This is a genomic window from Flavobacterium sp. WG21, from assembly GCF_000335775.1.
Taxonomy (GTDB): Bacteria; Bacteroidota; Bacteroidia; order Flavobacteriales; family Flavobacteriaceae; genus Flavobacterium; species Flavobacterium tructae.
Window position 1 is genome coordinate 24,031 of sequence record NZ_AMYW01000025.1, and the last position, 22,268, is coordinate 46,298.

Genomic DNA, 22,268 nt, shown 5'->3' on the forward strand with positions numbered 1-22,268 from the left:
AAATTGAAAAAGCCCTTAATAAATTTATTAAGGGCTTTTTTCTATTTATTCATTCATCAAGCTTTCAATCTCGTCAGCTTCAATCGGAATGTTGCGCATCAGGTTAAAAGGTTCTCCTTTTTCCTGAATTACTACGTTGTCTTCTAAACGAATTCCGAAACCTTCTGCCGGAATGTAAATTCCCGGTTCAACCGTAAAAACCATATTGGCCTTCATTGGTTCGTGAAGCAATCCGTAGTCGTGCGTGTCCAGCCCCATATGGTGGGACGTTCCGTGCATGAAATATTTTTTGTAAGCCGGCCATTCCGGATTTTCGTTCTGAACATCGGCTTTGTCGATCAAACCTAAACCTAATAATTCAGAGGTCATCACTTTTCCTACTTCTACATGGTATTGTTTCCAAAGTGTTCCCGGAGTCAACATTTTTGTAGCTTCGTTTTTTACTCTTAAAACAGCATTGTAAACTGCTTTTTGTCTTTCGTTATATCTTCCCGAAACCGGAATTGTACGGGATAAATCGCTTGAGTAGTTGGCGTATTCGGCAGCAACATCCAATAAAATTAAATCTCCTTCTTTACATTGCTGGTTGTTTTCGATGTAATGCAAAACATTGGCATTATTTCCCGAAGCAATAATTGGCGTGTAAGCAAAACCTTTAGAACGGTTACGGATAAATTCATGAATCAATTCCGCTTCGATTTCATATTCGGTAACATTTGGTTTTACAAATGATAATAATCTACGGAAACCTTTTTCGGTAATGTCACAAGCTTGCTGAATCAAATCAAGTTCTTCGCTTTCTTTTACTGAACGAAGGCGTTGTAAAATCGGGTTGCTTTTGGCTACATTGTGTGCCGGATAACGCTCTTTCCACCATTTTACAAATCGGGCTTCACGGGTTTCTGTCTCCACTGTAGCACGGTAATGTTCGTTGGTGTTGATGTACATCGTATCGGCATACGTCATCATTTCGTTCAAAATCTTATGAAAATCCTGTAACCAATACACCGTTCTGATTCCTGAAACCTGAAAAGCACGTTCTTTAGTCAGTTTTTCGCCTTCCCAGATCGCAATGTGTTCGCTGGTTTCTTTCAGAAAAAGAATTTCTTTTTGGTGCTCGTAAGGCGCATCCGGAAACAAAAGTAAAATACTTTCTTCCTGATCTACACCACTCAGATAAAAAATGTCTCGGTGTTGTGCAAACGGTAAAGTACTGTCGGCACTAACCGGGTAAATGTCATTAGAATTAAAAACGGCAACTGAATTAGGTTTCATTTCTGCCGTGAATTTTTTGCGGTTTTTTACAAAAAGAGCGCTGTTTATTTGGTGATATTTCATAATCGTTTCATTTTTGAACTTGGAATTTCAAAATTACGTTTTTTCAGCAAACAGCATGAAATTGATTTCTTAAAGTTTTATTATTTGTTTTGTGTTCTCCTGAGCGAAGTTGAAGGATAACCGCAAAGGGCGCTAAGGTTTACGCGAAGCACGCTAGTTTCTTTTCTCGCAAAGTCGCAAAGCCGCAAAGTTTTAGTTGTTTCTGTCTTCCTGAGCGAAGTCAAATGATCATCGTAAAGGGCGCAAAGGAAGTTGTAACAAATTTTTATTTTATTCTAATTTGTTTCAAAAGCTGTAACATTTTTTTTAAAATTTTAATTTTGTTTCAAAAAGTGTAACAAAATATTTTTAGTTCATTTTTTGTTACGAAAACTTTGAAATGCATAAAGACTCACTAAAACAAAAAGAGAGATCTTCGCAAGTAGCTCGACAAAGATTGATAGGTATAAGGTTTGTCATTCTGAGGGACGAAGAATCACACTCGTAACTCGACAAAGATTGGCGATTTTGTTTCACGCAGATTCTGCAGATTTTGCAGATTTTTTTTCTTTTTACAGTTAGCCTTAACCACAATCTTGTCATCTCGACGAAGGAGAGATCTTCGTAAGTAACTCGACAAAGATTGATAGGCGTAAGGTTTGTCATTCTGAGGAACGAAGAATCACATACGAAACTATACAAGGATTGGCGATTTTGTTTCACGCAGATTTCTCAGATTCTGCAGATTTTTTCTTTTTACAGTTTGCCTTAACCACAATCTTGTCATCTCGACGAAGGAGAGATCTTCGTAAGTAACTCGACAAAGATTGATAGGTATAAGGTTTGTCATTCTGAGGGACGAAGAATCACACTCGAAACTCGACAAAGATTAGCGGTTTTGTCTCACGCAGATTCTGCAGATTTTTTTTCTTTTTACAGTTAGCCTTAAACACAATCTTGTCATACTGAGGAACGAAGAATCACACACGGAACTCGACAAAGATTGACGGTTTTGTTTCAAATAAATTTTATGGATTAACTTTTTTTGAATTTATCGAAATGTACAAGTTGAAATACTATTTTAGCCAAAAAAAATTAATAATGTAGGCAGATTCATTCAATTATTAAAATGTAGATTTATAATTGAAGAACTGTTTTAACAAATGAATATTTATATGAAGATTAAAGGCTTATTTACTTTTTTTACGCTGACTTTGTTTCAGTTTCTTAATGCGCAAACTTATGAATTGCATAATTCAATAAACTTTAGTGATGTTAATGACGGACGTAATGTTCCTGATGGGATTACCTGGTTTAAGCCTAGTCCTTTGAGTTATGGAATATACAGGACGACTGGGGTGTTTGAAGGACCAAATTACCAACAACTAAAATTAGCCTTTCTAACAGGTATTATTATTGATGGTGGATCTGAACATTCTAAAAGTGGAACAATTTTACAACCAAATAATGGAAAAGTTGGTATTGGGGTGGATACTCCGACAGCCAAACTTGAAGTACGAGGTAATTCTGCTGTTTATAGTGATTTTGCTTCTTATTCCGGAACAACGGTTAATGGTTTTCTTCCTAATGGTAAAGAACCAACATTGGTTATTAGTGAAAAAACTTCAGGAACATTTATTCCAGCCACTGGAGGGCAAGTTACTTATAAAGGAGGATTAAGTTTCGGAAGAGGTGGTTCAGGAATTTATTCTGTAAATCCTAATCCCGCGGGGAGTTATCTTTATGGAGACATTCGTTTTCATACTACAACATGGAATGGTTCAGATTTAAGTAATTATGATAGAATGGTTATTACGGGGGAAGGACTTGTTGGAATTGGGACAGTATCTCCACTTTACAAATTAGATGTTTGCGGTACAATTAGAGCACAAGAGGTAAAAGTTGATTTATCGGGAGGTTGCGATTTTGTTTTTGAAGATAATTATAAATTAATGGATTTGAATAAGTTGGAAGAATTTGTAACTCGAAATAAACATCTTCCGGAAATTGCATCTGAAAAAGAGATGATTGCAAACGGACTTGAAATGAAAGAATTTCAAATGAAATTACTACAGAAAATCGAAGAACTTACTTTGTATACCATCGAACAAAATAAAAAACTTGAAATTCAAAATAAGAAAAGTGAAAAACAAGAGAAAGAATTGAAGTTAATGAAACAAAAAATAAAGAGACTGGAATCATCAAGAAAATAAATATTTTGATTTAACCGCAAAGTACGCTAAGGTTTACGCAAAGCACGGTAGTTTTTTCTTGCAAATTCACAAAGAGGCAATTAAGTGCAATCTTGTCATTCTGAGGAACGAAGAATCATACTCGAAACTCGACAAAGATTGGCAATTATTATTTCACGCAGATTTCATAGATTTTGCAGATTTTTCTTCGTTGAATAGAGTAACTTTTTTACACAAAAAAACCGAAGCTAATCCAGCTTCGGTTTTTCATTTATAAATAAGTTTCTATTTCAACAGTTTCTCCAAAAGAGCCACTTTCTCTCTTTCCGCTTCAACTAGTCTTTCGTAAAGTTTTTCATTTTTGTCAAGAACATCGAGAAGTTTGTCAAACGGATTAAAAGTACATCCATAACTAATAACAGAAGAACCATTGCTTGTTTCGATGTCAATAGTATTTCCAATAATATTAAAAACAGCTTCTTCAGAAAAATTCCGGATTACTTCGGCAGGTACGCCTAAAGCTTCGGCGATTTTTTTAAGTTTTTCGTCGTCAACGCTTTCGCTTCCTTCAATAATAGAGATAGATTGTTGGGTTGTACCGATTGCCTGTGCAAGAGCTTCCTGCTTCATATCTCTCAATTCTCTTATTCGGCTTATGTTTCGGCCGATATGTTTTGGTTTTGCTGTGCTCATAATTCAAAGATATTTAAAATTCTTTTACATTTTTGGTTTTGGTCGAAAACAAGTATTCACTTGTGAGATACATTTTGTAAATTGTTTTTCAATGTTATAAATATACAATTTTTCTTACTGTTTTTGATTCTGAAGAAATGCGATCCTTGTCATCTCGACGCAGGAGAGATCACATTAGAAATTCCGCAATCAAGGTCGCCAATCTTTGCCGATCAACGTGTGTGATTTCTCCTTCGTCGAAAGGACAATATTGCGTAATATTGTATAATCGAGTATAAATAATAGCCCAATAAAGTATAAAATGCATCACCCAGGTTTCAAATTAATTACAATCAAAGAAGTCAAATCGCAATATCCATTTTTAATCGATCGAGAAGGTTTCGATTATTTTGAGGAATGGGAAGAGGAGGATTTCTTTTTGATTGCATCCGAAAGTGTAAATTTTGAAGGAAACTTTTATTTCGATCTTTATGAGAATAAAGAGAAAAAATGGCTTGCCAGGGTATTAAATCTTCCCTTAAAAGAAATGGAAGATCTTAGAATCGAGGGAGTCTTAATAAATGGAAATCTTTCTGTAAACGGAACGATTATAAATGCTGAAGGCGATTACGGACCTTATGTTCTTATTAAAGGAGATGTAAGTTGTCAAAGCATGTTGTTGGGAGGTTCGTATGTAGAAATTGAAGGCAATGTTACAGCGAAAGAAGTAGTGATGACTTCCTATAATCATGGTAATTTTAAATGTTCGGGCTGTATTGAAGCTCCGGTTTTTATAGTTGAAGATCATTATACCACATTCTCAAGCCGTAATAACAATTTGTTTTACTACAATGATAAAACAGACGACATGGATCCGGAAAATGAATCGGAATATGATGAGGAAACTGACGAAGAAGTTATTTCAGCCGAATTGCGAAAACATCTTAATAATTCTCTAGTAACTACTTTTGAAGAGCTCAAAAGAGAGTTGGAGGAGGGTGAGTTGGTTTTAAAAGAAAGTAATCCGTTACCGAAAAACCAGGAATACTGGCAAAAGAGAGTTTCGTCAAATTACAGAGATTTAAAAATAGTTCCGCTCCAGTTTAAAACAGCAGCATTGTGCGAGATGGCATTAAATATAACCCATCATGCGTTACCGTTTGTGGAAGAAGATTTTATTACGTTTGAAATTTGTGAAAAATTAGTGAGTACGGATGGTTTTGCGCTTCAGGTAATTCCCGATCCATTTATAACCGAAGAACTTTGCTGGAAAGCGGCTCAAAGCGGAACATTGGTTTCATTGATTCCGGGGCGTTTTTATTCGGAAGAATTAATTATTACGACTTTTAAAAAGGGTAAACACGAACCCAATATCAATGATGTTCCTGCGGAATTTATCACCGATAGTTTGCTCTCCGCATATGTGAAAATTGGTAAAGGATTGTGGCTCGACAAGATTTGCAAAGAAAACGGAAAGGATAAATTATCTATTTTAAAAAGTGTCATCGATTCCGGAATAGAATATCTCGACGCTATTTTGGGTAATCACTTTAGTAAAGAAGTTGCTGATTATGCGGCATCTCTTTATAATAATGAAGAAAATAAACCGAAATGGGATAACTATGTTCAAAAATACAAGGTTAAATTTGAGCGTATTGGTTTGAATGAATATTTATTCTGATAAAATGAACGAACTTATAATTGAAAGTAAAGGGATCAAGACTGATCATTATTTTATACCGCCTTTTGAGTTAAGAGAAGGAGAGTTGGTTATTATTTATTTAGGAGAAGGAGCTCATTTTTATGATTTAAAGGAGCAGTTGGTGGCTATTTTTGCGGGAAGAATAAAAAATGAAAATGTAATTGTGACAAAGTCTTTAACTTATGTAGATTATTTTAGAGAATCAAAATTCAGGAGTTTGTTTTTCCCGGTTAGAGTTGACGAGTATTTAAGGAAAAAAGCAAATTTGGAAAGTAAATTTATTCAGAAAATCTATGAAATACCATGGATTAATAAAAAGACGAAAATTAATGAGCTTTATTGGAATACTAAAAGGTTACTTTCGTTATATGCGACATTTTCTAAAACAAAATATATAGTTTTTGAATTAGCAGGACAAGGATCTGATGATGCAAAAGAAACTTGTAATATAGTTAAGAATGAGATTAAAAAAGGAGGTGGTGCGATACTTCTGGACCGGACTCCTGATTGGAAAGATGATTGTGATAAATTTATAGCTTTAGAATGGTTGTCAGTTTAAATGAATTTAGAAATCATGAAATCAAATATTAAAATCAGAAAAGTAGAAAAACAGGATTTAGATTTTGTTTACCAAGCTATAAACGAGCTTGAAAACGAAGTTTTAGATTTTGAAGTTTTTAAGGAAATATTCAATGAAAACATTTCAAATCCTAGAAATGTCTATCTAATTGCTGAAAACGAAAATGAAGGTTTAGGTTTTATTAGCTTTCACACCCAAAATCTTTTGCATCATTGCGGTTTGGTGGGTGAAATCCAGGAGTTTTTTATTCATCAAAATTATCGCGGGAAAGGCATTGGAAGGCAATTAATAAATGAGATTTTGCAATATGCCGATCGGAATAATTTGAAAAGTATTGAAGTTACGACCAATAAAAGACGGGTTGAAAACGTGTTGATTTACGAAAATCTTGGTTTTGGTTTAACGCATAATAAGTTTACGATTTATAAGTAAGCATTTTGGCGATGAAAAAGACGGAGTATAAAAAAAACTGCTATTTTGTTGATAGCAGTTTTACTAAATTGAGGAGTATGTTGTTAAGATAGTCCGTATTCCATGCAAGTACTGTTTGATGCTGTTTTATATAAATACCAGCCACATGAGTTTTGTCCAATAGGAGTAACTTGTTCACCGTTGCATAAAGGATATGCTATACATTTTCCGGTACCGGCATTAATGGATTTTAATTCTTCTTTGGTTAATTTTTGGAAATTTTTCATAAATGGTTTTTTTGTTTTTTTGATTTTCCTACTCTATAAGTTTTTCGGATACCACTTTGATAAAAATATGAATTATTTTTAAATAAATACTTACAAAGGAAAGTTTTCGATTCGGAGTGATTTTTACTTGATGAAAGTTGGGTAAAAGTTTAATATTGTAAATTAATAATTTGCCTAAAGAAAAAATGCAGCAATTAAATACGTCCATAAAACATCATTTGGTAGTTGGCGCACTAATTAGTGTTTGGCTGTTTGTTTTTGCTTTCATCATCAGACCATTTGACGACGGTACGATAAATTTTAAATCATGGCTTTTAATTAGTTTAGGTTTTAGTGCTTTGGCATTTTTATGTTATTCAATTGTTGGATTTATTCAAAAGAGTATTTACAAGAAGATATCCAAATGGAGCGTTAGTTTAGAAATCGCAAGTATAGTTTTCTTTTATTTGATTTATCTTTTTGGAACTTACACCTATTATAAAAGTCCAATTTTAAACGGAGGATATACTTTTACAGCATTTTTCTCGATTATCTTTATCAAAGTCGCCCTGATTTTAACTCCTGTAATTGTTTTGGCAAGACGTTATTTGCTTAAACTGATTCCGATAAAAGAGGATTTTTTGGTTATTAAAGGAGAAAACAAATTAGATGTTTTAAAAATCAAAAAAGCAGATTTGGTTTGTATTTCAAATGCTCAGAATTATGTAGAGATCTTTTATTTGGAAAACAATCAGCTTCGGGCAAAATTGATTCGTTCTTCACTCAAAAAAGTGCAGGAAGATTTTGATTTTTTGCTTCAAATTCATCGTTCGCATTTAATAAATCCATTGCATTTTAAATCCTGGAGGAATTCAAATACAATCATTCTTACTCAAATAGAACTTCCGGTATCTAAAAATTATAAAGCAAGTCTTTTGACTTTGTAGTTTTGTACCTAAAACAGTAAGTTTTGTACCAAAGCCAATAAAAATGGGATTTGAGAGGATTTAAAAAAATAGTTTTGCTTCATCAATTTTAAAAATAAATTATGAAAACAAAACACATTTGCCTGCTAGGATTGCTATTTTTTCTTGTGAGTTATCTTTTCTTTTCTAAAATTTTGCCAGACTTTCAAAAACCAATCGATTTTGCGCATTGGTTTAATTTAGTTGGCGCCTGTTTGTTGTTGTCATTTAATGATGTGTTTCCGAAAAGCAAGCTAAATTCGATTGCATCAGTATTAACCACTTTTGGTATTATTGCCCACATTGGTCTTTGTACGATTGATTTTATAATGTGGAGTTTTGGGAATAACGATATTGCCAGAGAGGCATTGAGCAAGCAGATTAGTGATACACCATCTATTCTTTATCCTTTTGTGATTGTTGGGCCCTCTTTGCTTTTTGTTGGTTTGGCAGTTCATGCATTTACTTTTATAAAAACGGAAACTGTAAAATCTTTGATGGTAATTGTTGGTTCGGTTGCTGTGGGATTTTCATTTTTTGCTTTGAAAAATGGCGTTTTAATGCTTTTGAGTTGTTTGGTTTTTGTTTTAGGATTAGGGTTGCTGCTTTTTCAGAATGAAAGTAAAGATTTTACTGAGGAAAAATAGTCGTTCAAAATTGAAATTTCTGTGTTAATTTGTATTTTTGAAAGCTAATTCGGAATCCAAATTTAAATCAATTGAAAAAACATCTAAAATATCTCATCGCACTCTTTCTGACTTTTGTCGTGATTGCAGGTGACGGTACTTTATATGCTCCATCAAAATCGGCTGAGTATTACCAGTCTTCATTTGTAGTTGTAAAAGCAGGTTCGGATCTAAAAAGTTCTCGTTGCTACCAATTTGGACAAATTACTTCTTGTGTTAAATCGGTTTTTTCGATTGTTTTGAATTTTTTGAGCTTTGAAAATGTTTTTAGTTTTCAAAGCAAGATGGTTTTCAAATTACAGCAAAAGCGCTATCAAAATTTAACTTCATTTATTAGACAGTCTGTTTTTGTAAATGAAATGATGGCTTCGGGTAACTTCAGAGGAAGTTTAGACATTATTTAAGGAATTTATTTTCTGAGTTTTTATGCTGATTAAGGCGTTAAACGACTCAAAATGTCTAATCATTTATTATTTACCAAATGTATAAACCTAATAAAACACGTTTAGAGCCATCTAAGCGACCACTTCTTTATGGGGTAAAGAGAAAACTAATTTTAATAATGACCGCTTTCATGCTCGGAATGGCAAACGGAATGCATAGCGAAGATTCTCAACTAAAAGGCAATCAGAATTATACGGAACAGCATAAGAAGGATTGATTGTTGACTTTTTATTTTTAACTTAAAATACCGTGTGTTTTCTTGGAAAAAAATAAAAAACACACGGTAAATGTTAATTTTTTTAATAGTTTTGGGCAAATTCCTACACAATTTTTAACTCCGTTTATGAATAAAAAAACTAAGTTTTTTAAAAACGTTTTATTACTTCAGTTTATCCCTGTTTTTTTATTAGGTGTTTTTATACTCTCTAATCCGAAAAGTCAAAAAGTAATCAGAATTAGAGAAATTCATCCTTATGAGTTTAATTATGGTGAATTGCTGCCTTTAATTTCTTTTGCTGTCTGCTGTATCGTTGCCCTTTTTACTTTGTTTCCAAAAACTCCAAAAACTCCAGAAGATGATGAAGAAATTGTAAAAAGAAAGCGTAAACAGAACTTTTGGAAATTTGCTTTCTATTGCAACGTTTTTTTATTGTTGGTCATTGGTATATTTTCAGTATTGGTTTTTCAAAAGGATGCTTTAATTATAGATCAGCCGGTTCATTTTTATGCAATTATATTTTCTAGATTCCTGCTTGTTATTGTAATTAGTTTGGTTGTTGCCTCTTTTTTATTAGCGGCTGGTATTTATTGGAAAACAAATAAATCATTAGCTACGGCTATTTTGGTATTTAGTTTCTTAATTCTAACCGTTTCGAGTGTTTTTGAATTGGCATTTGTTTCAGTATTTATAGAAAATTCAGAAAGACATTTTATTGCTAAAGGACAAAAACAAACAGGAAATCAAGAAGAAGTTTATGAAGATTATGGCGAGAGCGACGAAGGTGACGACGAAAGCGAAGACACTGCAGTTTTGTTGTATGATTCATGGATTTCTTTAATTGAGAATTGGGGCGGAACAAAAGGAGAGCATAATTTTTTTGGTGTTAGACAATCGATAGATTATAGTATGCAAAATCATATTGCAGAAAATGAAAATTATTATCTCGTACAATTCATTGATAGTTTAAGAAATAAGCCAGATAAGCTTTATTCTGAATTTGAAATGTATAAACGAGTATTTTATAGTGCTGTATCGGATGAAACTTATCAAGAAGCTAATTTTGATAAAATAGTAAACGGATTATTATTAGCCTATGAGGATATTGGAAGTCAAAAAGATAAATTGATTGAAATATATCGAGTTATGGGAACTGAGCAAAAAAATGGTCCGTATCAAGAAGAATATTTTTTAAAATTTGAAAGCTATTTTTCTCAGGAAACCATTCAAAAGATTAAAGATTTAAAAACTTCTGCAGATCAAGATGATTATACTAAAGCAGATTTGATGTGGTTCTATGGTTTTTGGGTCAGAAGAAATAAGGAAGGGAATTTAAAAGAAGTAGCCTTGATTTTAAAAGAAATAAAAGAACATTATGAAAATTCTGAAGAATGATAAAATCTTATAAAATAATTTTAATCGTTCAGTTTTTTGTACTTATCGCATTAGGTTTTACCTTTTCTAAGGTAGAGTATGGGGAGTTTTTTTCTATAATTACAAAAATTCCATTATTCTTAATTGGCTTTTTTCCTCTTATTTTATTGGGAGTTTCTATTCTAGTACAGCGATTAGTAATAACAGTTATTTATTCGGACTTATCAAAAAATCATTCTGAAAAAGAAGGTGAAGATAAATTTTGGACCATTTCTTTTTTTACCTATGTAATTTTTGCGAGTTTTATGTTTTTAACTTCTCTCATTTGTATTGCTTTAAGTTTCAGAAGTGCAGCAGAAGAGTATAAAGTTTTTATTTTAAAGCTCTGTATTTTCGTAGTTCTTTTAATGGTAGTAAGCTTAATTATTGGTCTTTTTTTTAAGGTAAAAGAAAAGGTTAATGAAGTAAGTAAAATGCTTAGTTCTTTAATGGTTTTTCTTTCGCTAATTCTTTTTGGAGGAGCTTTCTTTATTGGGGTTGGAAGCATGGCTACTCCGGAATGCTATTTAAATGTAATGTTTGACGCTATAAAAGTAATGCCGTTAGTAGATGAAAGACTGGCTTTAGTTGATAGCAGTACTGTAGAGGAAACTGAAGTAATTGGAAATGGAGTGAAATATGTAGAGGATTATTATGGTTTTATAGATATGAATACCTCTAATGTAAAATCTACGGGATTTTTGAGGAATCGATATGATGAAGAATATAGCGATTCTAGAATAAGTAACGAGATAAAATTTTTCTTCAGAGATTTTTTGTATTTAAGGAAAAATCAGTCTTTAACAGGTTATAGAAATGAAACTAAAATTGGGTTACATATTGATGAATATGTATATGAAACTAAGCTTCTCACGGATAAGTTAAGAGAGAATCCTGATGAACTTAGAGATGCATATGAAAGTTATAGACCGATTTTGTTTGCGCTCTTATCAAGAAATATATACAACGATTCAAATCTAGATTTACTTATAGAGGTCTTGATTTCGAGCAGAGATGATATTTCTCGTGCTGAAAATGAAAATAAGGGTGAAATTGAAGTAATAGATATGATTTATAAAACAATGATTTATGGTGCTGAAAAAGAGTTTCCAAATCATCATTTTAATGAAATCAGCCCTTTTGTTTCAAAAAAAACGTGGGGTTTGATTACTAGAAATTCTAAGCAAAATACAAAAACTGACTACAAAAATAAAGCGACAGCAGTTTGGATTTACAGCTTTTGGGCAAGAAGAAGTCAGGAAGGAAACATGGATGTCGTTTATGCGATATTGAAAGATGTTAAACAGCATTATCAAGTTTTTGATTCTCAATGATTTTTATAAAAGACTGCTCCACGTAGTTAAAAAGGTTTCTGTAGCTTTTGACAAAGTTTTTAGCGCAATCTTGTCATTTCGACCGAAAGGAGAAATCTTCGAGAGTAATTCTACAAAGATTGGTAACATTCTAATCGCAGCTATTTGCGAAGATTTCTCCCTCGTCGAAATGAGAAACTATCTGTATAAAACCAAAAAACCGAAGCAAACTGCTTCGGTTTTTTTATTGGAATTTGGAATTTAAAAAGTTTGGAATTTTACTTAATCAACCCACTTATAATATCTCGCCCCAATCAAAACAGGGATCTCTTTTTCGATTCGGTCTAGAATCCATTCGTTTTTTGGAGTTCTGACGCTTTGTTTTTGTTCTTTTTTATGAAGGCCTTCGTAAGTGTTGAAATCAATTTCTACACTTTCCTTCAAATTTTCAAAAAGCTTCACGGTTTCCAGTGCAGCTTTCCATTCCGGCTGGATTGTACCTTCAAAAACTTTCGATTTCGATCCGCTTCCGTAAGCTAAAAATCCAAATTGAGTTCCGGCGATTTCTTTATTGGTATCATAATAATGAGCCAAAGTCGATAACAATCCCATGAAAATAGAACCTGTATAAAGATTACCAATTAAAGACGAAGCCAATTCAGCAGGTTGTAATTTCTCGGTTACAAAATTTCTATATTCTTCAGATTTTGCGACTTCCTTAATTTTAAGCTGATATTCTGTTGACTCAATGTTTTCTGAAATGATTTTTTCGGCATTGTCTAAAGCGTAAATTTCAGATAACATACGTCGTCCCTGAAAAGAATACGGAAGATGCATGATAATACTGTTCCAGGAATTGTATAAAGTTTCAGTTGTATTCTTTAGTTTTTTAAAGGAGAAATAAGCATTACGGGTACGATCCATATAACATTGGTTGGAGTACTGACCGTCGAAAACCGGTTGGTCTTTATGGATTTCTATTTCGGCTTCTAAATTATCAAACCAGAGATCGTTGTTGGTGTTTTTGGTGATTTCTTCTTTAGAGAGGGTTCGATACGGTTTAAAGAAGTCAAAAACTCCTTTTGTGCTGGTTGCCCAGTTTTCGTCAAAAGCGATAATTCTGGGGTTAGAAGTCACTAACATTGCAACTGCTCCGGCACCCTGGGTATATTCTCCGGTAGAGTTTAAATCGTATTTGGCAAAATCAGTTGTTACGACAATTGCTTTTTTGGCCGGATTCAATTTTACGAAGTCAATACAATTTTGCAAAGCGTCAACACCGCCAATACAGGCAAAAGTAAAATCGACTACATCACATTCCGCCAAAGTATCTTCTCCAAATTTTTGCTCCATCAAACTAATTAAAAAAGAACTGATCGGTTTAGAACTGTCGATACTACTTTCGGTTCCAACATAGATCCTGCTAATTTCGTTTAAGTTGATATTGTGATCCAGAATAAGTTTCGTTAAAGCATTGGCGCCAAAAACTACCGGATCCTGATGAACATCGGGTAAAGTCATTTTAATTAGTCCAAGGCCTTTTTCTAATTTTTCGGGTTCAATATTTCTGGCAGTCGCCAAAGTTTTTATAGGTAAATGTATGTTGGCTACATCAAAAGAAATAGCGTCAATTCCTGTTTTCATTGTCATTTTTTTTGAAGCCGATAAAGGTAAAATTATGCTCTTAAAATTCCCTTGTTTTCATTCAATAAAATTCGGGCTCGCTTTACTTTTGAGGAAAACAGAGCAAAAAGGGGTGAAAAATAACAATTTGGTAATTATATAAAAACTAGGAATTCGTTAAAATCACTTGCGAAAAATTTCTATTTTCTTGTTTTTAAATAATTTGCAATAATATCACCGAAAGCTCTTTAAAATCATTATAAATAACAACGAAATGGTTGTAGTTCATGTCTAATTGCTTTATTTTTGTCTAATTTTTTAAAACAAACTACTTTAACACTTATGGCACAATCTGCACTATTGAATGCTTCCATCTTAAAGAAAGTGGCTATGGCTCTTTCGGGAATATTCTTAATCACGTTTTTAGCGCTGCATGTTTCCTTAAATTTTATTTCTATTATTAGTGAAGATGTTTTTAACGAAGCTTCTCACTTTATGGGATACAATCCGCTGATTCAATATGTAATGCAACCTGTTTTGGCAATCGGAGTAATTTTCCATTTCGTAATGGGATTTGTATTGACTGCTCAAAATAGCGCAGCAAGACCAATTGCTTATGCAAAATACAACGGAGCTGCTAATGCTTCTTGGACTTCGAGAAACATGATTATCTCAGGCTTAGTTATTTTGGCTTTCTTAGGATTGCATTTCTATGATTTTTGGTTTCCTGAAGTTACTTACAAATATATTGCAGGTACAGCACCGGACGCGACAAGATATTATGGAGAGCTAGTGCATAAGTTTCATGATCCAATCCGCACAGGTATTTACTGTATCTCATTTGTGTTATTAGGATTTCACCTTTGGCACGGATTCAGTTCATCTCTTCAATCCGTTGGGATGCACAATAAGTATTCTCGATTCTTAAGTAAAGTTGGTTATGGATTTGCGGTTGTAGTACCGGCACTTTTCGTTATCATCGCATTATTTCATCATTTCAATAATTAATATCAATTATAATGGCATTAGATTCAAAAATTCCAAATGGTCCAATATCGGACAAATGGACAAATTATAAAGATCATATTAATTTAGTAAACCCTGCTAACAAACGTAATTTAGATATTATTATAGTTGGAACAGGTTTGGCTGGAGGTTCTGCTGCGGCTACTTTGGCTGAGTTAGGATATAACGTAAAAGCTTTCTGTTTTCAGGATTCACCACGTCGTGCGCACTCTATTGCTGCACAAGGTGGTATCAATGCTGCAAAAAATTATAAAGGTGACGGTGACTCTGTTTACAGATTATTTTACGATACTGTAAAAGGAGGTGACTACCGTGCACGTGAGGCAAACGTTCACCGTTTGGCTGAAGTTTCGGCTAATATTATCGACCAGTGTGTGGCTCAAGGGGTACCATTGGCTCGTGAATATGGTGGATTATTGGATAACCGTTCTTTTGGAGGAACTTTGGTTTCCCGTACTTTTTACGCACAAGGACAAACCGGACAACAATTATTGTTAGGAGCTTATTCTGCAATGAACCGTCAGATTGGTCGTGGAAAAGTAAAAATGTACAACCGTCACGAAATGCTTGACATTGTAATCGTTGACGGAAAAGCGAGAGGTATTATCGCTCGTAACCTTATCACAGGAGAAATTGAAAGACACTCTGCTCACGCGGTAGTAGTAGGTTCAGGAGGATACGGAAACGTGTTTTTCTTATCTACAAATGCTATGGGAAGTAACGCAACAGCAGCTTGGAAAATACATAAAAAAGGAGCGTTTTTCGCGAATCCTTGTTACACACAAATTCACCCAACTTGTATTCCGGTTTCGGGAGATCACCAGTCAAAATTGACTTTGATGTCTGAATCGTTACGTAATGACGGTCGTATTTGGGTTCCTGCAAAATTAGAAGATGCGAAAGCAATTCGTGAAGGAAAGAAAAAAGCAACTGATTTATCTGAAGACGAAAGAGATTATTTCTTAGAAAGAAGATATCCTGCTTTTGGTAACTTAGTACCTCGTGACGTAGCGTCTCGTGCTGCAAAAGAAAGATGTGATGCCGGTTTTGGTGTGAACAAAACAGGAGAAGCGGTTTACTTAGATTTCGCCGCTGCTATTAAACGTTACGGTGCTGAGGCTGCTCACGTAAAAGGATTGAATGAAAATGACAGTGCTTTAGTAACTAAATTAGGAACGGATATCGTAAAAAGTAAGTACGGAAACTTATTCCAGATGTACTTGAAAATTGTTGATGAAGATCCTTATGTAACGCCAATGATGATTTACCCTGCGGTTCACTACACTATGGGTGGTACCTGGGTTGATTATAATTTAATGACTACCATTCCGGGATGTTTCTCAATCGGAGAATCTAACTTCTCTGATCACGGAGCAAACAGACTTGGAGCTTCTGCCTTAATGCAAGGTTTAGCAGATGGTTATTTCGTATTGCCTTATACTATCGGAGATTATTTGGCTCCGGATATTAAAATGGGACCTATTTCTACAGATTTGCCAGAATTCGTAGAAGCAGAAAAAGGAGTAAAAGATCAAATCGAGAAATTTATCAATAATAAAGGAACTCATTCTGTAGATTATTTCCATAAGAAATTAGGGAAAATCATGTGGGATAAAGTAGGTATGGCTCGTAATGCAAAAGGTTTAGCCGAAGCTATCGAAGAAATTGCCGCTTTACGTGAGGAGTTTTATAAAGACGTAAAAGTACCTGGAAGTGCTAACGAATTTAACCAGGAATTAGAAAAAGCAACTCGTGTTGCCGATTTCTTAGAATTGGGAGAGTTGTTCGCAAAAGATGCTTTACACCGTAACGAATCTTGTGGAGGTCACTTCCGTGAAGAGTATCAAACAGAAGAAGGTGAAGCACTTCGTGATGATGAGAACTTTGCATACGTTGCAGCTTGGGAATACAAAGGGAAACCAAGTGACGCAGTATTACACAAAGAACCTCTGGTTTACGAAAACATCAAATTAGTACAACGTAGTTATAAATAGGGTTTAGTCCAAAGTCCTAAGTCCAAAGTCTTAAAGTATTAAGCTTTCGATTTTTGACTTTATGACTTTAGACTTTAAGACTTTTAAACTTATAGAAAATGAAACTTACATTAAAAATATGGCGTCAGAAAAACGCCCAAGATAAAGGAGGGATTGTTGAATATCCTATTGACGGAATTGAACCGGATATGTCTTTCCTTGAAATGCTTGACGTTCTTAACGAACAATTGATCAATAAAGGAGACGAACCGGTAGCATTTGACCATGATTGTCGCGAAGGAATTTGCGGAATGTGTTCTTTGTTTATCAACGGAGAAGCACATGGACCAGACAGAGGAGTTACTACTTGTCAGTTGCACATGCGTATGTTCAAAGATGGTGATACGATTTTTATCGAGCCATTTAGAGCAAAAGCTTTCCCGGTAATTAAAGATTTAGTAGTTGATAGAAGTTCTTTTGACAGAATTCAACATGCAGGAGGATTTATCTCTGTAAATACTTCAGGAAATACAATTGATGCGAATACAATTCCTATCAACAAAGACGATGCAGATAAATCTTTTGATGCTGCAGCTTGTATTGGTTGTGGAGCTTGTGTTGCAACTTGTAAAAACTCATCAGCAATGTTGTTCGTTTCTGCAAAAGTATCTCAATATGCTTTATTACCGCAAGGTAAAGTTGAAGCAGTTGACCGTGTTTTAAATATGGTTCACCAAATGGATGCTGAAGGTTTTGGTAACTGTACAAATACCGGAGCTTGCGAGGTAGAATGTCCTAAAGGAATCTCTCTTGAAAATATCGCACGTATGAACCGTGAGTATTTAGCAGCAAGCTTGAAAGGATAATTTTAAACGTAGCCTTTTAGATATACAAAAAGCATCCGTCGATAGGCGGATGCTTTTTTTTGTTAGCTCCAGAGGAGCGATAGGTGTTAGATTGTAAATATATATCGCTCCTCTGGAGCTTTTTTATAGGTCTTGTTGAAGTTTTATAAATATATTACCCCGTTGGGGTTTTATTGTTGCTTTTTTATGAATTTTTGTTCCATCAAAGGAGTTGTTATTTTGGGTTATCTCTTTTGTGCTTTTATTCGTAATAGAATTGCGAAGCGCTTATTTCCTGTTTTTCTTTTCCTTCGGGCTGGATGAAACAGTTTAAAGTGGTTCCGCCTACCTGATCAAAATAGCTGATGTTGAACTTGTGAAACCCTTTTTCAAGTTTTACGGTTCCGTAGGCTTCGTTGAGCCAATGTATTCCGTCGTTATTTACGATCAGTTCATTGTCGATAAAAAGCTTCGACCCGTCGTCTGAGAGCGTTGAAAAGGTATAATTTGCAGTTTCCGGTACGTAAATATATCCGTCGAATTTTAGGCCAATGTAGCGCTCTTTTTTCGTTTTCCACTTTTCACTGCTCATGGTACCTTCGAATATTCCTGAATTTACGGGTTTCACTAATTCTAAATCCTGAACCTGCTGAAATAAGGTTCCGATAAAGTATTCGTATTTTAAACCTTGTTTGGTTGGTTTTACAGCTAAAGCAGGTTTTAAATCAGGATTTCGGAGTATAATTTTATTGATAGAGCTTTTTCTTCCGCTTGGGCTAATCTGAACTGTTTTTACGATTCTGAATTCTCCTTTTGGAACATGTATCGTGACAGGTTTGGTGTAAAGTTCTGCCGTTTCATCGGGGTTATAGCCATCAATGGTATAAAAAATTTGTCCGTTTTTGATGGTTGGTTTTAGATCCAAGGTATATTTAGAAGTGATTAAAGCGGTTTCGTTTGCTCCAAACGGTGTTGGTACTTTGTATAATCTTTTCTGTAATTCCAGTTTTTCTAAATGATGAGGCATGCGATTCAGAACAAAATTATCGTAATTTTTATTTTGTGGTGCTGTCCAGGCAGTTTCTGCCAAAGCAAATATTCGGGGATAAAGTTGATAATTTAGTTTGGCAGGGCTCGTTAAATATTCCGACCACAAATTGGATTGTACGCCCATGATGTACTTTTGTTCGTCAATCGTTAAACTGTCCACCGGAGTCGGGTTGTAGTTGTACATTTTTTCGACCGTGACTAATCTTCCCACCGTTAAAGGTTCATTTGGCGAATACGCCTGGTTGTAATCCAGATACAAAATGTGCTCCGGATTCATGATGACAAAGTGTTTTTGTTTGGCTGCGGCAATTCCGCCCGATTCCCCGCGCCAGGACATTACTGCTGCGTTTGGAGTTAATCCGCCTTCGAGCATTTCGTCCCAACCAAGAATTTGTCTACCATTATTGTTCAGGAATTTTTCGATTCTGGTGGTAAGATAAGTTTGTAATTCATGTTCGTTTTTCAATCCTAATTCTTTGATCTTTTTTTGACAGTTTGGGCATTCTTTCCATCTGGCTTTTGGACATTCATCACCACCAATGTGAATGTATTTGCTAGGGAATAACGCCATGACTTCGGTTAAAACATCTTCCAGAAAAGTAAAGGTTTCTTCTTTTCCTGCACAGAAAATATCTTCAAACACTCCCCAGTATTCAATAACTTTATAAGAACGATCGGGAAAACAGGATAAATTTGGATAAGCAGTAACGGCTGCAGTGGCATGTCCCGGCATTTCGATTTCGGGGATCACATTGACATAATGTTCTTCAGCAAATTTTACCACGTCCTTGATTTCTTCCTGAGTATAAAAACCACCATACGGATTTCCATCAAAAAAATAAGGGAATCTCTCGAACTTGTTTCCTACGAGAGTCTGTGCTCTTTTGGAACCTACTTCGGTTAGTTTTGGGTATTTTTTGATTTCAATTCTCCAGCCCTGATCGTCAGTTAAATGCCAATGAAAATTATTTAATTTATAACTGGACATCTGAGCGATAAAATCTTTTATAACGTCAACACTAAAAAAGTGTCGGCAAACGTCTAAATGCAGACCTCGGTAATCGTATCTCGGTTCATCTTCTATGGTGACACAAGGAAGTTTTATTTCCTGACTTTTGGGTTTGTTCGGAAGCATTTGCAGTAAACTCTGAACCGCATAAAACAATCCTTCTTCACTTCCGGTAACGGTTATTTTTTTTGGAGTGATAACAATTTTGTACCCTTCTTTTTTTAGAGAGGAAGCTGGATTTTGTGTTATGAATACGACATCGATAGTGCTTTTTTTGTTTGCTGTGTTTGCGTTTATGGCAGACTCCAACAGCTTTGCCGTTTTTTGTTCTTTAGCGCTGTATTTATTCTTTTCAAACAGCACTTTAATTTGTCCGTTGAAACGAATACTGTCTCCGGTTGCCTTATAAAAATTGGGAGCCGGAATGATTGAATTATTAGTTGAGGAAGTTTGAGCACTTCCAAAAGAATAACAAAATAGTAAAAGAAGAAAAACACTTTTTTGCATGGTTACTTTTTGAGTTTGTTAAACAAATATAAGGTTTGTTGGTTGAGTTGCATTTTTTTTGCAAAAGCGATTTGTATTTAAAAGTCTTTATAATAGATGAATTAACTTTTTTATTACATTGTATTGTAATTTGTTTCGCAATAATATTGCATTAATTGTTTACATTTGCTTTACTAAAAATGAACTTGCATGAATAATGATAATGAAGTGGTTAATTACACCAAGGAAGAACGTAAAAATCTTATTTTAAAAGAGATTAACCTGCACACCCGTGTAAGTTTTGAAACCCTTTCGGCTAAATTATTTGTTTCAGAAGATACTGTGAGACGGGATATTAATGAACTTGAATCAGAGTCCTTATTGATTAAAGTAAAGGGTGGTGCGATGACAAAAGCCTATCACCATTCGTCTTCCAATCAAACTTATGCAGGTGAAGCAAAACAAACCATTGCACAGAAAACTTTAGGTTTACTTCGTGATGGTATGGTTTTATTGCTTGGTGGCGGAACAACGATCAGAGAGTTTATCCGATTGATTCCCGACACTTTAAATCTGACTATTTTTACCGTTACTGTTTTATCAGCAGTGGAGCTTCTGGACAAACCCAATGTTAAAATTATCATGATTGGCGGTAGCATTTCGTCGTACAGCCAAATGTGTGTGAGCGGCGATGTTTACAATCAGCTGGCTAATATTAAAGTCGATTTGTTAATATTAGGAACCAATGCCTTAGACATCGAAGGTGGCTTTTCGGATTCTGACTGGGAAACAGTTCAGGTCAAAAAAGCTATGATTCAGGCTTCTGAAAAAACAGCCATTCTTACGATTTCTGAAAAACTGGATACGGTTCTAAAAATGAAAATTGCCAACTTATCGGAGGTTGATTATGTGGTGACGGAAGTAGATCCCGATCACGAAAAACTACAGGCGTATAAGAAGGCAGTTCCCAGTTTAGTTTTTGTTTAATCCCAGTTTTTTAGTAAAAAGTTGATCCAGTTTTGATGAAAGATTTTATTTAAATCTTCGTCAGTATACCCATGATTTTTAAAGATCAGAACTAGTTTCTGCAAATCGGCGATAGTGTTTAAATCGTACGGAGATTGCTCTGTACCAAAAGCACCATCAAGATCAGAGCCTACACCTATATGATTCGCATTTCCGGCCAATTGGCAGATGTGATCCATGTGTTTGAAAACAGTTTCGAGATTGCAGTTTGTTCCCTGTGGGGTTGAAACGCCTCTCTCCCAATTCGGAACCAGCATCCAGGCATCTAAAGCACCTCCAATAACTGCTCCACGCGAAATCAAAGCCTTGATCATTTCGTCGCTGTACTGACGGTTGTGATCTACCAGACTTCGGCAATTGTTGTGGCTTGCCCAAACCGGTCCGTTGTAGTGGTCTAATGCCTGCCAGAAAGCATCATCACACAAATGAGTGGCATCCAGAATAATGTTCAATCGTTCCATTTCTTTGAGTAAATCAAGTCCGTTTTGCTGCATTTTTCCGGTGGCATCCGTTCCGTTTGCGTATCGGCCGGGACCATAATGTGCCGGTCCGATAGCGCGTAATCCGTACTGATATGCTTTTTCCAAGTAAGAAATATCAATAATAGAATCAGCGCCTTCTAAACTTAAAATATAGCCAATCGGCTTTTTATCATTTGGGGTTCCGTCATTCCATAAATCAATCTGTTTCAGTAGTGATTTTTTGTCTGTAATGGGAGTTATTTCTCCGGCTTCTTCCATGGCTTTGTACCAGGAGAGCTGCCCTTGTGTTTGTGCCCATGCCTGTTCAGGAGAGTTCCAGCCGGGGATAAGGCTGTCGGGTTTTACAAATCGTGCAATTTGCGTGGCGACCACAATTCCAATATTTCCTTTTCGCAAATCAGGAAAAGAAACAGTGGCACGTTCGCGATCGGGTTTGTCTGTCATGCCTTTTTCTAAATGGCGTAAAGTGGAAACGTCGTTTCGTAGGTCTCTGTTCCATTCCATCGCATTCATGCTAAGGTCTAAATGGGCGTCTATTATAAACATAGTATTATTTTTAAGGTGCAAAGG

General features: G+C 34.9%; 20 protein-coding genes. 14 read left to right on the forward strand and 6 right to left on the reverse strand.

What is annotated here, in order from left to right:
- Positions 1-45: 45 nt before the first annotated feature.
- Positions 46-1,338 carry an aminopeptidase P family protein gene (locus tag C245_RS0116380; protein WP_017497691.1) on the reverse strand — a complete coding sequence of 431 codons (1,293 nt, stop codon included), beginning with the start codon at positions 1,336-1,338 and terminating at the stop codon, positions 46-48.
- Positions 1,339-2,492: 1,154 nt separating this feature from the next.
- Between C245_RS0116380 and C245_RS23760 the strand changes: the two genes are divergently transcribed.
- Positions 2,493-3,530, forward strand: coding sequence for a TMF family protein (locus C245_RS23760; protein WP_017497693.1), 1,038 nt, complete (start codon positions 2,493-2,495; stop codon positions 3,528-3,530).
- A gap of 264 nt (positions 3,531-3,794) precedes the next feature.
- On the opposite strand, the gene C245_RS0116400 is transcribed toward C245_RS23760, so the two are convergent.
- Positions 3,795-4,202 (reverse strand): helix-turn-helix domain-containing protein, encoded by a 408-nt coding sequence (locus C245_RS0116400; RefSeq protein ID WP_017497695.1) that lies wholly within the window; start codon positions 4,200-4,202, stop codon positions 3,795-3,797.
- A gap of 301 nt (positions 4,203-4,503) precedes the next feature.
- Here C245_RS0116400 and C245_RS0116405 point away from each other — a divergent pair, with 301 nt between their 5' ends.
- From C245_RS0116405 to C245_RS0116415, 3 genes are read left to right on the forward strand one after another with little or no spacing between them, the layout of a single operon-like run.
- Complete coding sequence (locus tag C245_RS0116405; protein WP_017497696.1) at positions 4,504-5,862, forward strand: polymer-forming cytoskeletal protein; 1,359 nt, start codon at positions 4,504-4,506, stop codon at positions 5,860-5,862.
- Positions 5,863-5,866: 4 nt separating this feature from the next.
- Positions 5,867-6,442 (forward strand): hypothetical protein, encoded by a 576-nt coding sequence (locus C245_RS0116410; RefSeq protein ID WP_157495888.1) that lies wholly within the window; start codon positions 5,867-5,869, stop codon positions 6,440-6,442.
- A gap of 15 nt (positions 6,443-6,457) precedes the next feature.
- On the forward strand, positions 6,458-6,895 hold the full coding sequence (locus tag C245_RS0116415) for a GNAT family N-acetyltransferase (RefSeq protein ID WP_157495889.1): 438 nt from the start codon (positions 6,458-6,460) through the stop codon (positions 6,893-6,895).
- A gap of 83 nt (positions 6,896-6,978) precedes the next feature.
- Here the strand turns inward: C245_RS0116415 and C245_RS0116420 are convergent, their stop codons facing one another.
- Positions 6,979-7,161, reverse strand: a complete 183-nt coding sequence (locus C245_RS0116420; protein ID WP_017497699.1) for a hypothetical protein — start codon at positions 7,159-7,161, stop codon at positions 6,979-6,981.
- Positions 7,162-7,346: 185 nt separating this feature from the next.
- Between C245_RS0116420 and C245_RS0116425 the strand changes: the two genes are divergently transcribed.
- The 6 genes from C245_RS0116425 to C245_RS0116450 all read left to right on the forward strand — a co-directional run bounded on the left by C245_RS0116425 (position 7,347) and on the right by C245_RS0116450 (position 12,199).
- Entirely contained in the window at positions 7,347-8,087 is a 741-nt protein-coding gene (locus C245_RS0116425) for a LytTR family DNA-binding domain-containing protein (RefSeq protein ID WP_017497700.1), read from the forward strand.
- Between the two features lie 173 nt (positions 8,088-8,260).
- On the forward strand, positions 8,261-8,752 hold the full coding sequence (locus tag C245_RS0116430) for a hypothetical protein (protein WP_232424376.1): 492 nt from the start codon (positions 8,261-8,263) through the stop codon (positions 8,750-8,752).
- 71 nt (positions 8,753-8,823) lie between these two features.
- Positions 8,824-9,195 (forward strand): hypothetical protein, encoded by a 372-nt coding sequence (locus C245_RS0116435; protein ID WP_017497702.1) that lies wholly within the window; start codon positions 8,824-8,826, stop codon positions 9,193-9,195.
- Between the two features lie 77 nt (positions 9,196-9,272).
- Positions 9,273-9,452, forward strand: a complete 180-nt coding sequence (locus C245_RS0116440) for a hypothetical protein (RefSeq protein ID WP_017497703.1) — start codon at positions 9,273-9,275, stop codon at positions 9,450-9,452.
- 42 nt (positions 9,453-9,494) lie between these two features.
- On the forward strand, positions 9,495-10,847 hold the full coding sequence (locus C245_RS0116445) for an ABC transporter permease (RefSeq protein ID WP_017497704.1): 1,353 nt from the start codon (positions 9,495-9,497) through the stop codon (positions 10,845-10,847).
- The gene (locus C245_RS0116450; RefSeq protein ID WP_017497705.1) at positions 10,844-12,199 is read left to right on the forward strand and encodes a hypothetical protein; all 1,356 of its coding nucleotides are present in this window, start codon (positions 10,844-10,846) and stop codon (positions 12,197-12,199) included. Before C245_RS0116445 ends, C245_RS0116450 begins: the two co-directional genes overlap by 4 nt.
- Positions 12,200-12,460: 261 nt before the next feature.
- Here C245_RS0116450 and C245_RS0116460 read toward each other — a convergent pair whose 3' ends face one another.
- Positions 12,461-13,822: a hydroxymethylglutaryl-CoA synthase family protein gene (locus C245_RS0116460; protein ID WP_026110114.1), complete on the reverse strand. Its 1,362-nt coding sequence runs from the start codon at positions 13,820-13,822 to the stop codon at positions 12,461-12,463.
- A gap of 321 nt (positions 13,823-14,143) precedes the next feature.
- Between C245_RS0116460 and C245_RS0116465 the strand changes: the two genes are divergently transcribed.
- The 3 genes from C245_RS0116465 to C245_RS0116475 all read left to right on the forward strand — a co-directional run bounded on the left by C245_RS0116465 (position 14,144) and on the right by C245_RS0116475 (position 17,666).
- On the forward strand, positions 14,144-14,809 hold the full coding sequence (locus tag C245_RS0116465) for a succinate dehydrogenase cytochrome b subunit (RefSeq protein ID WP_017497708.1): 666 nt from the start codon (positions 14,144-14,146) through the stop codon (positions 14,807-14,809).
- Between the two features lie 11 nt (positions 14,810-14,820).
- Positions 14,821-16,821 (forward strand): fumarate reductase/succinate dehydrogenase flavoprotein subunit, encoded by a 2,001-nt coding sequence (locus tag C245_RS0116470; RefSeq protein ID WP_017497709.1) that lies wholly within the window; start codon positions 14,821-14,823, stop codon positions 16,819-16,821.
- Between the two features lie 98 nt (positions 16,822-16,919).
- Positions 16,920-17,666 carry a succinate dehydrogenase/fumarate reductase iron-sulfur subunit gene (locus C245_RS0116475; protein ID WP_017497710.1) on the forward strand — a complete coding sequence of 249 codons (747 nt, stop codon included), beginning with the start codon at positions 16,920-16,922 and terminating at the stop codon, positions 17,664-17,666.
- A 241-nt stretch (positions 17,667-17,907) separates the two neighbouring features.
- On the opposite strand, the gene C245_RS0116480 is transcribed toward C245_RS0116475, so the two are convergent.
- Complete coding sequence (locus C245_RS0116480; RefSeq protein WP_017497711.1) at positions 17,908-20,211, reverse strand: family 20 glycosylhydrolase; 2,304 nt, start codon at positions 20,209-20,211, stop codon at positions 17,908-17,910.
- Between the two features lie 189 nt (positions 20,212-20,400).
- On the opposite strand from C245_RS0116480, the gene C245_RS0116485 reads away from it, so the two are divergent.
- The gene (locus C245_RS0116485) at positions 20,401-21,177 is read left to right on the forward strand and encodes a DeoR/GlpR family DNA-binding transcription regulator (RefSeq protein WP_017497712.1); all 777 of its coding nucleotides are present in this window, start codon (positions 20,401-20,403) and stop codon (positions 21,175-21,177) included.
- On the opposite strand, the gene C245_RS0116490 is transcribed toward C245_RS0116485, so the two are convergent.
- Complete coding sequence (locus C245_RS0116490) at positions 21,174-22,244, reverse strand: dipeptidase (protein WP_026110115.1); 1,071 nt, start codon at positions 22,242-22,244, stop codon at positions 21,174-21,176. The two genes, C245_RS0116485 and C245_RS0116490, sit on opposite strands and share 4 nt — an antisense overlap.
- Between the last annotated feature and the right edge of the window lie 24 nt (positions 22,245-22,268).